Below are 13,630 nucleotides of genomic sequence, written 5' to 3' on the forward strand. Positions count from 1 at the left end.
CGTCATGAAGAAGAAATTTTTCCGACTCAGCATATTAGCCGCTTTCGTAACAGGATTTAGCGCCTGTACGGATGTGATAGACCTGGATGTTCCAGCTGGTACTTCTTATCCTGTACTGGATGCATGGATTACCAACGAACCAGGTACACAATATATCAGATTTACAAAATCAGTATCTTATACAGAGTCAGGTGATGCTCCTATTATCAGCGATGCAACCATCACACTGTATGACGAAACAACAGGCGATACTTATCCTTTCGTGTTTGCAGATTCATTGTACAAATGTGATCCGGCTAACGGTCAGATTGGTCAGGTGAACCATACTTACCGCCTCCGTGTGGAATACGATTCTAATGTATACGAAGCGACTGATACCATTAAGCCCGTGGCTGCTATCACAAACATTGACTACAAGTACAAGAAAAAAGGTGATGACGGTGCAACCAAGGATGGTTACTATGTACGATTCTATGCAACTGATATGGCAGGGCAGACAGATTACACCTGGATCAGGTCCTACAGAAATAATTTAAATGATGACAATATCCTGGAAGATAACTACGTGATCGATGGTGGCTTCTCCGAAGGTTTGTCTGACGGACAGGAGTTCCCACAGTTCGTAGGTGAAAGCGTAAATGATCGTGATCATCCTTATCTGCAGGGAGATCTCGCTATCGTAAAACTCCGCTCACTGAGTTATCCAAGCTATTTCTGGGTAACCTCTGTTCAGACCCAGATGGAGTCTGGTGGATTATTTGCTACTGTACTGGCCAATGTAGGCACGAACTATAAGAACGTCACAGATGGTGGCGGAAAAGGGAAGATACTGGGATGGTTTGGCACCTCCGCAGTAAGTGATTCTTCCATTACCACGAATTGATTTTCTTCTTCATAAGGGAGTGGGGCGGTTTTCAACACAACTGACCGCCCACTCCCCTCTTCTCTCTCACTTTTCTTTAAACTACATTTTATGAAAAAAGCGCTGTTGGCGCTGCTCGTACTGTTATCAGTACAGCAGGCCTGGGCTCAGACTGCCCAGACGGAAACGTTATTCTCTAAAAAGTCTACTAACACAAAAATTGGTGCATATGGAGTGCCTGCGGCCAATTTAACATCGATCGGTGGTAATTTCGCTGTAATGACCGGTGGTTATGGCGGAGTGCTGATCAATAAGAAATGGATGTTTGGTGCGGGTGCCTATTCGCTGGCGAACAATATCACTTCTACCTATGCACCAAGTGCCACCACGGGATATAAACAATACCTGAATTTCTGGTATACCGGACTTGCTGTAGAATATACACACAACACTGATAAGTTAATCCATTGGACAGCAGGTGCACTCGTAGGCGGCGGAGCCGTATCAAGAAGAAACAAAGCCACTTTTGACCTGAACGACGACGATACACATTATCATTCTTACGACAGGAGCGGATTGTTTGTGGCAGAACCATTTGCCAATATAGAGCTGAATGTAACCAGCTATCTGAGGTTAGACCTGGGTGCAACTTACCGCTTTGTACAGGGGTCTAATACCCCTAATATTTCTAACGGAGATCTGAGCATGGCTTCTTTCCATTTTGGAATCAAGGCAGGTAAGTTCTAATTAAAGCCAATAAGTTCTAAAAAATACTTGTGCCAGGCATTGCTATCTGTTCTGTCTTGCTGTAATGGGTGGCCGAAGGATGGCATGCCTGTTTTTTACCAGATTACCCATTTTTTCAAATAAGCCACGGGTATGGCCCCTTTCTTCTGGAAGGGGCCTTTTTTCTGAAAATGGTTTTCATCACCCGTTGGTGAATTCCCTCTTTTTTAAACTTTTTGAAAATAAATTTTGCAATTACGAAAAGTGTCGTACATTTACTTACGAAGACATTCGTAGATCAATAATCATTGAAAATAAATGAGTACAGCAAAAAATAACAAACCGACGGAAAGTGAACTGGAGATTCTTGGAATCCTGTGGGAGAAAGGCGACTGTACGGTAAGGGATGTGCACGAAGAGCTGTCAAAAAGCAAAGATGCCGGGTATACTACCACCCTGAAGTTAATGCAGATCATGCATGAAAAGGGCTATTTAAACAGAGATGCCAGTAGCAAAACGCACGTGTATACTGCTGCGATCTCACAGGAAAATACCCAACAGCAATTGCTGAACAAAATGATTGATACCGTATTTAATGGTTCTGCTTCTCAATTAGTCATGCAGGCCCTTGGTCATCATAATTCTTCGAAAGAAGAACTCGACAAGATCAGACAATACCTGAATGACATAGAAGACCAGCAAAAAAGGTAAACTCAAGGTTTATGACAGCACAACTTGTTCTCCCTACGATTCTGATCCAGGCATTTGGATGGGCGCTTTTACATTCCCTGTGGCAGGGGTTCCTGATCTTTGCGTGTCTCCGGCTCGTATTGTACGTATGGTCGCACATGAGCGCCAGGATTAAGTACAACCTGTCGTACCTGTCCCTGACCGGCATCTTTGCCTGGTTTTGCATCACACTCTATCAACAGGTAACTGCTGCATTGCGCATCAGGCAGGCTACCTGGGTGATGATTGAAACCGGCGTTCGCCAGCGACACCTGGAAGTGCCTCCGATCTATCACAGCCAAAGCACCATCAAACACTTCATTCCACAACTGGAAATGTGGTTCCCTGTACTGGTTGGCCTCTATGTAACGGGAGTAGCTGTCATGAGTATCAAACTAATTATGGATCTGGTCCAACTGAAACAGATCCGCAATAAACAAGTGCTACCCATAGATGCAGTATGGGAAAAGCACCTGGAACGACTGGCTGCCCGGTTACGGATTCCCCGTAGAGTGCAGTTGCTGATCTCCACACAAATTCAGGTGCCGGTGATGATCGGCTTTCTGAAACCTTTGATCCTGCTGCCTGTCGCCATGTTCAACAACCTGACTGCCGAACAGCTGGAAGCCATTCTCCTGCACGAGCTGGCACACATCAAACGCAATGATTATCTACTCAATATCTTCCAATCTATTGTTGAAACAATTCTGTTCTTTAATCCTTTCATCTGGTGGATCACTAAAAACATCCGCCTGGAAAGGGAACACTGTTGCGATGACCTTGTTATTGCAAGTCAGGTGCAACCCCTGCAATATGCCAAAGCGCTGGTAGCATTAGAAGAATACCGGTTAACAGTTAATGCACTAGCCATGGCAGCGGCAGATAATAAACAACATCTATTTCACCGCATTAAACGCATCATGGAAATGAAAACTAAAAACATTAATTATACACAGAAACTGCTGGCCGTATTGATTATCGCCGTAAGCCTCGTTGCCATTGCATGGTTGAATCCCATCCAGGCACGTGCAAAAAAGACTGCCAGAAAATCACCAGCACCTGTGCTGACCCAAATATCCCGCACACTGCTGGGAGATACCACTGCCCCGAAAGCCAATGTCCATACTGAGGAACAAGAGCAGGATCAGGTTGACAAGGAAGCACTGGATGCAGATGTGCAGGCAGCAACTGACGATGCAATGGCAAATATCAACTGGGAAGATGTGAACAATGATATGGCCAATGCCATGAAAGAAGTGAACTGGGAGGATATTAATAAAGAGGTTGAAAATGCGATGAAGAATATTGATTGGAAACAGATCAACAAAGACGTTGATAATGCCATGAAGGAAATTGACTGGAAACAGATTAATAAGGAAGTGAAAGAGAGTTTGAGACAAGCTAAAATAAATGGGCATACTGGTGTGAACGTAAACCCTAACGTCAATTTTAACCCTGATGTAAACATCAATATCGACACCAACGTTATTCAGGAGAGTATTCGTATGGGCCTGGATGCTGCCAGAGCTGCGATGAAAGATGTAGCCATCCCTGCTGCCAAAATGGGAATGGAATCTGCCAGAGCTGCTATGAATAGCCAGGAATTTAAGGAAGCGATGGATAAAGGACGCCAGGAAGCTGCAAAAGCAATGAAAGAATCCCGCAAACAAATGGAGTTTGCGATGGCTACTGCGAAAGCTGAGATGAAAAAACAGCGGATCACAGAAACTAAAATGCGCGAAGATATGGCGCATGCAAAAGCTGATGGTCAGTATAAGGAAATGATTGATAAGATGGCTGCTGATAAACTGATTGATGCGGACAAGGGGTATAAGATTGAGAAAAAAGATGGGGATCTTTATATCAATGATGTGAAGCAATCAGGTGAAGTAGCAGATAAATATAAAGTTTACCTGAAAAATGCAAAGAAACTGTCTATACTTGGTAAAGAAGATAGCCTGAGCATAAATGTAGAAGAATAAGCGTAAACATTGCTGGCTATTCAGGGTAAAGAATAATAGTTTTAAGAAAATAAAATTATCCATTACCGGCTACCTCTGATCAAAAACTATAGCCTTAAGAAAATAAAATTATCCATTACCGGCTACCTCTGATCAAAAACTATAGCCTTAAAACCATAAGATTTATAAGTGGCTTTCCGCCAAAGCCTGTCATTTATACTGCGCTATTGCCGTTCCTACGGCAGTGGCGTTTTTTTTGATCTATCCCTCTTATCTTTATGCACAAAACCACCATAGATGAAGAAGATTTTCCAAGGGATACTGATGATGCTATTGGCTACGGGTGCTGTAGCGCAGGACTTAAATAAAACGCTTCAGGACTTTACTGTCATTAAAAATAATGCCGCCACACCAGTAAAGAATCAGGGAGAAACTGGTACCTGCTGGTGCTTTTCCTCTACAGCAGTAGTGGAATCTGAGTGCCTGAGAAAAGGACTGCCAGCGCTGGATCTCTCTGAGATGTACATTGTACGTAATATCTATATGGAGAAGGCAAAGAACTACATTCACAGGCAGGGATTTACCCGCTTTGACGAAGGCGGTCTGGCACACGATTTTCTGCATGCAGCAGCGATCTATGGCCTGGTGCCGGAGAATGTGTACAGCGGTCTGACCAATGGACGTACCAGCCATGATCATGCACCGATGGTAGAAGAAATGAAAAACTACCTGGATAGTTTGCTGAAAGTAAAAAGACCTTTGCCGGACAACTGGACAGCACGTGTGAGCAGCATTTTGGACAAGTATTTAGGTGCAGCGCCTGCGTCATTCACTTACAATGGCAAGAACTATACACCCCTGACTTTTGCAAAGGAAGTAGTGAAGTTTTCACAAGATGATTATGTGAACCTGACTTCATTTACAGATCATCCTTACTATGCACCTTTTATTGTGCAGGTGCCTGATAACTATTCTAATGGTGCCTACTATAACCTGCCGCTGGAAGAGCTGGTGAATGTGGCGAAAGCAACAGTGAATAAAGGCTACACAGTATTGTGGGATACGGATATGAGTAACAGGGGATGGATGCTGGGCAACGGATATGGATTGTATCCTGCTGCAGATTCCCTGCTGAAGAAAGTACCCTTTAATCCTGATCTGAATGAGAAGGCATATAATGCAGATGACAGACAACGACTGTATGAAGAGCTGGTGACGGAAGATGATCACCTGATGCAGATTACAGGCTTGGGTAAGTCTGCCGGTGGTAAGGAGTTTTTCATTGTGAAAAATTCATGGGGAGCGAAGGCTGGCCCTTTTGAAGGATATATGCATGTGTCTATTCCTTATTTTGCGATGAATACGATTACGATGGTGGTGCCGAAAGCTGTACTGGATAAGGCGATGCTAAATAAACTGGCATTGAAGTAATTCTTCTGTGTATAATAAAAAACCGCTTCTGTCTCGGACAGAAGCGGTTTTTTTATTGGCTGGCATAGGCTGCAAAAGACAATATATTTATACCTATAATGATTGAAATATTAATGATGCGAGACTTCGAAGGTCCTGAAGTTTTGTACTTCCCCAGGTTCAATAGTAACGCCTGTTACTTTGGCTAGCGGCGGGCCCTGACGGCACCAGGCGATGAAAGCTTCCATTGGCGCCTCCTCTCCTTCTGCGGCAATCCAGACACTGCCATCGGGCAGGTTTTTGATCTGCCCTTTGATATCAAGCCCATCGGCCGCCCGCTTGGTATTAGTTCTGAAGAAGACACCCTGCACCTTGCCTTTTACAATAATGACTTTGTGTATCTTTTGCATCGTTATGCTGTTACGGTTATGAAATATGTTTTGTGAACATATTAAATCTACGAACAGTCAGGAAAAATATAAAATTATTCTGCCAGGAAACAGCCGCAGCTGACGAATGTCACACCCTACGCCACACAACGAACTGACAAGCATCAGAACTTCCTCCGCACAACACGCCGACACCCCTCACACTTTCCCCCCGCACAACACCCCCCACTCCTTACCTGACAACCCTCAAACCTTCCCCTCACAACAAGCCAACACCCCTCACACTTTCCCCCGCACAACAACCCTCACTCCTTACCTGACAACCCTCAAACCTTCCCCCACACAACACGCCGCCCCCCTCACACTTTCCCCCCGCACAACAACCCCCACTCCTTACCTAATCCCCCTCAAACCCTACGCCGCATAATTAAACAACGTATGCTCATTCCCTCTCACCGCCTCATCTCCAAAGAAGAACTCCTTCACCGTCTCATACTGCCCACCCGCCGCTGGTTTCCTCAATAGCGTAAAACTCTTACACTGAAAACTCCGCACAAATACCTGATTGTAAAAATGATCATATACCTGATCAAACTCACGGGTATTCATCCCTCTCGCTATCGTAATATGCGGTTTGTATGGACTGGATTTGATATCAAATTCCTGTAGGATCCTTTTATGCAATTCTACAATCGGCTTTGGATTCGCCACATTGATAAAGATCGTGCGCTTATCCTCCTGCAGCTCGAAGTGATCAAAACGGGAAGTATATAATGTAAACCCTGACTGTCTGCCGGCTATATTATCTAACAGGTTGACAAAATCATCCTCAAAACGCACTGGAAATACAGAGCGGAATAGACTGACGTTAGCCTGTGAGAATTGGGTATCGCCGATACCCAGTTCCTGCGCGATCATCCGCTTTAAAGCCATTACATCATTGTTGATATGAGTACCGGGATTAACTACTAATAAGTAGTCATACAATAATTCCTGTTCAGGAATAACGTTATTATTTGTAATCATAACCAAATAAGTTTTGAACTTAAAGTGTATTGGTTATTTGAATATTGACATTACAAATATAAAATCTTTATTTCGATTTTACTAATTTATTTAGCATTAAATACTAACTTTTTTACTTAATACTAAAATAAATAGCATTCACTGGTATAAAAAACCGGTACAGCAGCCATTTAAACGGCTACCATACCGGAGTAAAATAAATATATAATTGGCTTATGCCAGTGCTTTCACGATTGCTACAAAGTCAGCAGCTACCAAAGATGCACCACCGATCAGACCACCATCCACATCCGGGCAGGAGAACAGCTCTACAGCGTTTGAAGGCTTCGCACTACCACCATACAGGATAGAGATATTCAGGGCAGCTTCACGACCATATTTAGCAGCGATCTGCGCTCTGATAAATGCGTGCATGTCCTGTGCCTGTGCTGCACTTGCAGTCAGACCAGTACCAATCGCCCAGATTGGCTCATAAGCGATCACTACATCCTTCAGCTGCTCAACTGTCAGGTGATACAGGCTTTCTTCCAGTTGTTTTGCAACATATTCATTCTGGGTTTCAGCTTTTCTCACTTCCAGTGGCTCACCGCAACAGAAAAGAGGTTTCAAACCATTTGCCAGTGCCAGGTCAATCTTTTTAGCCAGTACTGCGTTAGTTTCCTGGAAATATTCTCTCCTTTCAGAGTGACCCAGGATCACGTAGTCTACGCCTACAGACTGCAGCATTTCAGCTGATACCTCACCAGTGTAAGCACCAGATTTCTCTGACGCACTGTTCTGTGATGCCAGGAAGAAACCAGGATTATTCTTCAGTAATGCTTTCGCTTTCACCAGGTAAGGGAAAGGTGTAGCAAATACAACTTCCTGTCCTTCTTTCAGATGCAGACCAGCCGCCAGTACGTCATTGATCAGTTGCTCACCCTGCGCCAGGGTCAGGTTCATTTTCCAGTTTCCTGCAACGATTTTTTTTCTCATGTTTATCGCTATTGTTAATGATATATTGAATTGAATCTAAGATTTTCCTCTTACTGCTGCATAGACTGCTTTTAGCAAACGCTCTTCTACATCGCCCAGCTGTTGCCCTTTGAACTGCATCCACTGACGGGCATCCCGCAAAGCCTCCTGTTCCCTGTAAGGTGCCGGTTGCACCCCACCCCAGGAAAAGGAAGGCACAAACTTAGGCGGGAATTCGCCTCCAAAGATATTACACGAAACGCCAATTACAGTGCCTGTGTTAAACATTGTGCCAATACCGCTCCTGCTGTAATCCCCCATGATCAGTCCACACTTGGTACCAGCAGGTATCGCCTCATTTTTGGCCTCAACCCATACCCGCACCGTACTGGCGTTATTTTTCAGGTTTGAGTTCGTAGTATTCCCCCCAAGGTTACACCATTCACCCAGCACAGCATCTCCCAGGTAGCCATCATGCCCTTTGTTGGAATAGCCCATCATCACCACATTCTTGATCTCACCTCCCCCTACACTACCAGGCCCCAGCGTAGTAGCACCATATATTTTAGTCCCCATCTTCAGCATCGCACCTTCACACAATGCCAGCGGCCCCCTGATCAGACAGCCTTCCATCACTTCCGCTCCTTTTGCAATATAGATCGGCCCCGTCTTTCCATTCAAAATGCTGTGCTCTACCACAGCCCCCGCCTCCAGAAAAACATTTTCTACCCCACTGACCTGGTTGGATCCCGAAATCGGGGCAGACGTTCGACCTTCCGTCAGAAGGGCAAAGTCCTGGCGCAAAGCACTATCATTTAATCGAAATATATCCCATGGATAAATCAGCTGTTGTAATGATTCCTGATAGTTAATCCGGTCACCAGCCGTAAGTTGCCCCAAACCAACACCCACTCCCCCCTCAGCAAGCAATTGCCCCAAACCATCACCCACTCCCCCTTCTGCTACCAATTGCCCCAAACCATCACCCGCTAACTGCCAATCACCACCTACTAACCCAAAATCACCCCCAAAATCTCCCCCCACTACCACCTTCGCCACCAATATATCATCCTTATACAACCCCTGCCCCACCTTCAAACCCCGAATCGCCTCCACCAGCCCAGCATCCGGCAATACACCCCCATTGATCAGCACACACTGATCATCAGCAAAAACAGTCTGTAGAGGAAATTTTTCCTGCAAATAAGGAAGGGTCAGGAAGCTGGCACTGGTCTTAAACCACCGCTCCCATTTTTCTCTTATGGTAAGTATCCCTACACGGATGGCCGCCACCGGCCGGGTATGAGTGAAAGGGTACAACAAATCACGTGCAGGAGTGTCAAATAGAATATAATGCCGCTCCATTGGGGATAAAAATAGAGAATCCCATCGAAAAAGTCGATGGGATTCCCATTAAATTATTTGACCGGCCCGTACTAGGCTTTCTTTCCGTAGCGTTTGTTGAACTTGTCGATACGACCTGCTGTATCCACCAGCACGTTCTTTCCGGTATAGAAAGGATGTGAAGTATTGGAAATTTCAAGCTTGATCACTGGATATTCGTTGCCATCTTCCCACTTGATAGTTTCTTTAGTAGGAGCGGTAGACTTGCTCAAGAAAGTATGTCCATTAGACATATCTTTGAATATTACAAACCTGTAACTTTCCGGATGGATTCCCTGTTTCATCAGAATTTTAGTTTTCTTTGTTTTTTACCAGATGCAACCGCGCATATTCATTCTTCTACAATCGATGAACGCCCATGCTAGGTTTCATACCAATATTTATAATACAGGCTGCAAAGGTAAATATTTATTTTAATTTTCCAGCCATTAAGACTGATTTTTTTTAATCTTTCATGTTTACATACTGGAGCGGTATATTCAGGTTGCCCGTTCTGAGCAGCTGTATAACCTCCTGAAGATCATCTCTTTTTTTACCGGTTACGCGCACAATGTCGTCCATAATGGCCGCCTGCACCTTAGAGCCGGAGTCTTTGATCAGCTTGACAATCTTCTTGGCATCTTCCTGCTTGATCCCATTACGTACGGCAACGTCTTTCTTTACCACTTTACCACTCTGGTAATGCTCTTTGGCCAGATCATAAATATTTGCATCCAGGCCCTGCTTGATGGTACGACTGATCAGTACGTCAATCACCTGGTCCAGCTTCATCTCACTCTCCACTTCAATAACCACACTCAGATCTTTTTTATTGAGCGCAATATTGACATGAGAGCCTTTGAAATCGTACCTGTTAGTGATTTCTTTATTTACCGTATTTATTGCATTGTCAAGTGTCTGTGTATCCACTTTGCTAACAATATCAAAGGATGGCATAATTGAGTATTTTTTTTTGTGACAGAAGACAAATATAAATATGAATTAGGACATAGCGGCCATTGTAGCCCATAAAAAGAAAAACCCCGGGACGTTTCCCGGGGTAATTCCCTTCCTAGGCAGGGAACAGTGTCACTTGAATCTACAAGCGACCAACAACTCTCTTTCTTTATCAGTCTATCTTCGTCACCTTTGCAGATCCTGAAGAAGACTGGTTAATGGAAGGATTACCTTTGTAACGTACCTTGGCGCCACCACTTATGCTGATATCCAGTTTCTTTTCTGCAAATACAGCCAGATCCCCACTACCAGACACCGCTACTTCTACTGACTCTGATTGCAATGCCAATGCATCTACACTGGCTGACCCTGAAATACCATATTCTACCTTAGTAACATTCCCTTTCAGCGCAATCTTAGTAGAACCAGACACCCCTATTTCCAGCTTTTCTGCTTTCAGGTCCATATCTATTATCACACTACCACTGATACCCAACTCAACTTTATCTCCTTTCAGTGTACCTTTACTATAAAAGCCACCAGAGCCGCTTGCTGCAAGAGATTTCACTTCTGCCATACTCACATTCACCGTAATTTTCTGCGTAGGTTTAATATTATATCCCTTCTTCACATGCAGTTGCAATTCCCCGTTTTCTACATCTGTTACGATGTAAGGCAGTAAATTATCGTCTGCTTCTATTTCAATGTTACTACCCGAACCAGGCGTAATGTATACATTGAAACTACCTGAAGTGGATATGCTTTTAAAAGAAGAGGCAGATCTTGATTCCTTCTTCAATGTGCCACTACCGGTCACAAGTTCTTTCTGTGCAAATACAGATACACTTGCAAATAGAAGCATGAAGAATGCAATAGCTGTTGTTTTCATAATTGTGTTATTTATTGGATGGAAATTAGTTCGTACTGAATGAAACATCACTGTAGGTACCATTTATCACCAGCGAAGGCGACTGATCATTACCACCTGCAGAAATCGCAGTATAAGTGACGTTGGAAGATTTCTTTATAGAGCTCTCACTCTTCATAGCCAGCCCACCGTTGTGCACATCTCCGTTATGCAAAATGATTTTAAACTGTAACCCTATGCGGGAAGGCATTCCCTGCAATTTGAGATCTGCATACGTGAGCCCGATCCTTCCCCCTTTAAAACTATTCCCGATGCTCTTTACTTTCAGATCACCATACACCAGCCTCGCATTGAGTTCTGCCTGTAATTCTCCGATATTAAAATCTGAATAGTTGCAGGAGATATTGAGTGCACCCACCTTTGCTACTTTGTAGTCATCATAGTTCGACTTTGAATCCAATGATCCTACTATACCCAGTTCATACTCGGAATAATTGGATTGTGTAGTGAGCGAGCCAATATTATCACATTTCAGGTTGGAATAATTAGCACGTACTGTCAGTGCATCTGCTTTACCAATGCGGCCTTTATCGCAGTAATTCAAACCCAGCGTCAAAGACTTTTGCACTTCCTTAATATCGTAGGTACAATAATTTAATCCCATAGTGGCAGGAAAACTCAGCACATCGGCCAATATGTCTCCGAAACTGTTATCCAATGACAGTTTGCGCAAATCTTCAGGTACGTATACTTCGTAATCAATATTCACATAGTCTTTACTATCCCTTTTAGCTCCCCAGTTGAATAGTCTGCCAGTGGAACCCAGCGGATGATAACTGGTTTGCAGCGAGATCTCCCCATTCGCATTGCTCTCATCAATGTCTACCATGTTTGCTGAGTTCTGCGCTTCGCTGGCATTCTTTCCAAAACCAGTGACAGTAATGGTCGCTTTCACATGGTTCTGCTTCCAGGTATGGATAATGATCTTGCCGTATTTATTCGAGATGGACAATACTGAATTACTTCCACTCGCATAATCTTTTGAAATAACGCGCTTGAATTCACTGTCCCCTTTTTTACCAAATGCCATCACGGGCAATAACAGTAGTAGTAGTATTTTAAATTTCCCTTTCATAATTTGACTGCTTTTGCTTAACGGGCTGTTTCTCTCTCAACTCATCAAGTATTTTATCAAGAAGGTCCAGCTTCAACTGATAATAGCGGACCATGGCTGCTTTAATTCTTTCATTTCCCGGGTTCTGGACCAGTTCTGTTTCCAACACCTTGTAGGTATCGTTGCGTAGTTCCAGTTCCTTGCGGGCAGCGCTATCCAGACCCAGTACAGCTGGCGGATAGGCATTGATTTCAGACAGGCGCTTCTCTATCTGGGAAGTATAGTATATACCGGCCTCCTGCATCTCTGGCGAAACAGCCGCTACCTGCTGCTGTTTCTTCATTTGCAGGAACTGGAAGATGACAAATGTATTCACCACCAGTACCAGTACTGCTGCTACTTTAAGCCAATTGCGCCCTAATAGCTGCAACACTTTTCCCTTTTTCTGTGGCATGAGTTCCTTCTCCAGCTTATCCCACAAAATGGGCCTGGGTCCGGACTGCTCAAAATCAGAACGGTGTTGCCTGATAAATTCCTCAAAACTCTCTTCTGGCATCAGCGTATTGCATTTTTTTGTTTAATGATCTGCCGCACCTTGTCCTTTGCACGCATATATTGCGTTTTCACTGTAGATTCAGATATATCCAGCATGGTAGCTATCTCCTTGTGGGAGTACTCTTCAAAGATGTAGAGGTTCAGCACAGTACGGTAACCATGCGGCAATACCTGTATAGCATCTTTGATAGCAGAAACTGTCCAGGCAAAACTATCTTCGTCCAATCCTGTCTTCTCTTCTGCGACATCTATATTGTCCACTTCTTCAAAATACACTTTCTTCCTGCGCAGGTGACTCAAACAGTGGTTCACCACGATCCTTTTGATCCAGGCCGTCATACTACCCGCATTTTCAAGGCGGTCAATGTTCCGGAATACCTGTATAAAGGCCTCCTGCAGTGTATCTTCAGCATCAGCTGCATTACCAGTCATACGTAAACAGATATTGTACATTGCTGCTGAATAAGCATTGTACAGCTCGCGGAATGCGCGAACCTCTCCCTTTTTGCACTGGGCTACCAGGTGGTCTGTTATGATAGTCTGATTCAAGTTGTTGTTGGCTGATGCTTGCATAATAAAGACAATATTTTTAAAAAAGGTTGCACCGCTGGTGAGAAAAATTCGGGGAATTATGAACTAAAAGCAGTCAAACACTTAACAATCAAACGATTAGAACTTTAAAAAAAGGACGTAACC

The 13,630-nt window shown here is 44.0% G+C and carries 16 protein-coding genes; 6 read left to right on the top strand and 10 right to left on the bottom strand.

Annotated features, from left to right (window positions below; translation table 11 throughout):
* Positions 1–4: 4 nt before the first annotated feature.
* From QQL36_RS31950 to QQL36_RS31970, 5 genes are all read left to right on the top strand, one after another.
* Positions 5–883, top strand: coding sequence for a DUF4249 domain-containing protein (locus QQL36_RS31950; RefSeq protein WP_083723650.1), 879 nt, complete (start codon positions 5–7; stop codon positions 881–883).
* A gap of 90 nt (positions 884–973) precedes the next feature.
* Positions 974–1,609 carry a hypothetical protein gene (locus tag QQL36_RS31955; RefSeq protein WP_083723652.1) on the top strand — a complete coding sequence of 212 codons (636 nt, stop codon included), beginning with the start codon at positions 974–976 and terminating at the stop codon, positions 1,607–1,609.
* Positions 1,610–1,906: 297 nt separating this feature from the next.
* The gene (locus tag QQL36_RS31960; protein ID WP_083723654.1) at positions 1,907–2,299 is read left to right on the top strand and encodes a BlaI/MecI/CopY family transcriptional regulator; all 393 of its coding nucleotides are present in this window, start codon (positions 1,907–1,909) and stop codon (positions 2,297–2,299) included.
* A gap of 11 nt (positions 2,300–2,310) precedes the next feature.
* Positions 2,311–4,299 (top strand): M56 family metallopeptidase, encoded by a 1,989-nt coding sequence (locus tag QQL36_RS31965; RefSeq protein WP_321568065.1) that lies wholly within the window; start codon positions 2,311–2,313, stop codon positions 4,297–4,299.
* 276 nt (positions 4,300–4,575) lie between these two features.
* Positions 4,576–5,709, top strand: coding sequence for a C1 family peptidase (locus QQL36_RS31970; RefSeq protein WP_083723658.1), 1,134 nt, complete (start codon positions 4,576–4,578; stop codon positions 5,707–5,709).
* 110 nt (positions 5,710–5,819) lie between these two features.
* Here the strand turns inward: QQL36_RS31970 and QQL36_RS31975 are convergent, their stop codons facing one another.
* Positions 5,820–6,098, bottom strand: coding sequence for an acylphosphatase (locus QQL36_RS31975; protein ID WP_083723660.1), 279 nt, complete (start codon positions 6,096–6,098; stop codon positions 5,820–5,822).
* A gap of 106 nt (positions 6,099–6,204) precedes the next feature.
* Between QQL36_RS31975 and QQL36_RS31980 the strand changes: the two genes are divergently transcribed.
* Positions 6,205–6,504: a hypothetical protein gene (locus QQL36_RS31980; protein ID WP_321568066.1), complete on the top strand. Its 300-nt coding sequence runs from the start codon at positions 6,205–6,207 to the stop codon at positions 6,502–6,504.
* Here QQL36_RS31980 and QQL36_RS31985 read toward each other — a convergent pair.
* The 9 genes from QQL36_RS31985 to QQL36_RS32025 all read right to left on the bottom strand — a co-directional run bounded on the left by QQL36_RS31985 (position 6,492) and on the right by QQL36_RS32025 (position 13,507).
* Positions 6,492–7,103 carry a 2'-5' RNA ligase family protein gene (locus QQL36_RS31985; protein ID WP_083723662.1) on the bottom strand — a complete coding sequence of 204 codons (612 nt, stop codon included), beginning with the start codon at positions 7,101–7,103 and terminating at the stop codon, positions 6,492–6,494. The two genes, QQL36_RS31980 and QQL36_RS31985, sit on opposite strands and share 13 nt — an antisense overlap.
* A 213-nt stretch (positions 7,104–7,316) precedes the next feature.
* Positions 7,317–8,078 carry a triose-phosphate isomerase gene (gene tpiA / locus QQL36_RS31990; protein ID WP_083723664.1) on the bottom strand — a complete coding sequence of 254 codons (762 nt, stop codon included), beginning with the start codon at positions 8,076–8,078 and terminating at the stop codon, positions 7,317–7,319.
* Between the two features lie 36 nt (positions 8,079–8,114).
* Positions 8,115–9,422 carry a putative sugar nucleotidyl transferase gene (locus QQL36_RS31995; RefSeq protein WP_083723666.1) on the bottom strand — a complete coding sequence of 436 codons (1,308 nt, stop codon included), beginning with the start codon at positions 9,420–9,422 and terminating at the stop codon, positions 8,115–8,117.
* Between the two features lie 71 nt (positions 9,423–9,493).
* On the bottom strand, positions 9,494–9,745 hold the full coding sequence (locus QQL36_RS32000; protein ID WP_083723668.1) for a type B 50S ribosomal protein L31: 252 nt from the start codon (positions 9,743–9,745) through the stop codon (positions 9,494–9,496).
* 160 nt (positions 9,746–9,905) lie between these two features.
* A complete protein-coding gene (locus QQL36_RS32005) occupies positions 9,906–10,397 on the bottom strand; it encodes a YajQ family cyclic di-GMP-binding protein (protein WP_083723670.1) in 492 nt (163 codons plus the stop codon).
* 172 nt (positions 10,398–10,569) lie between these two features.
* On the bottom strand, positions 10,570–11,286 hold the full coding sequence (locus QQL36_RS32010; protein WP_179091154.1) for a head GIN domain-containing protein: 717 nt from the start codon (positions 11,284–11,286) through the stop codon (positions 10,570–10,572).
* Between the two features lie 25 nt (positions 11,287–11,311).
* A complete protein-coding gene (locus QQL36_RS32015; protein ID WP_321568067.1) occupies positions 11,312–12,400 on the bottom strand; it encodes a hypothetical protein in 1,089 nt (362 codons plus the stop codon).
* Positions 12,384–12,935 (bottom strand): hypothetical protein, encoded by a 552-nt coding sequence (locus tag QQL36_RS32020; RefSeq protein WP_083723676.1) that lies wholly within the window; start codon positions 12,933–12,935, stop codon positions 12,384–12,386. The genes QQL36_RS32015 and QQL36_RS32020 overlap by 17 nt, the downstream gene beginning before the upstream one ends.
* The gene (locus QQL36_RS32025) at positions 12,935–13,507 is read right to left on the bottom strand and encodes an RNA polymerase sigma factor (protein ID WP_083723678.1); all 573 of its coding nucleotides are present in this window, start codon (positions 13,505–13,507) and stop codon (positions 12,935–12,937) included. Before QQL36_RS32025 ends, QQL36_RS32020 begins: the two co-directional genes overlap by 1 nt.
* Between the last annotated feature and the right edge of the window lie 123 nt (positions 13,508–13,630).

Origin of the sequence: Chitinophaga sp. LS1, from assembly GCF_034274695.1 — a bacterium.
In the GTDB taxonomy this organism is placed as follows: Bacteria; Bacteroidota; Bacteroidia; order Chitinophagales; family Chitinophagaceae; genus Chitinophaga.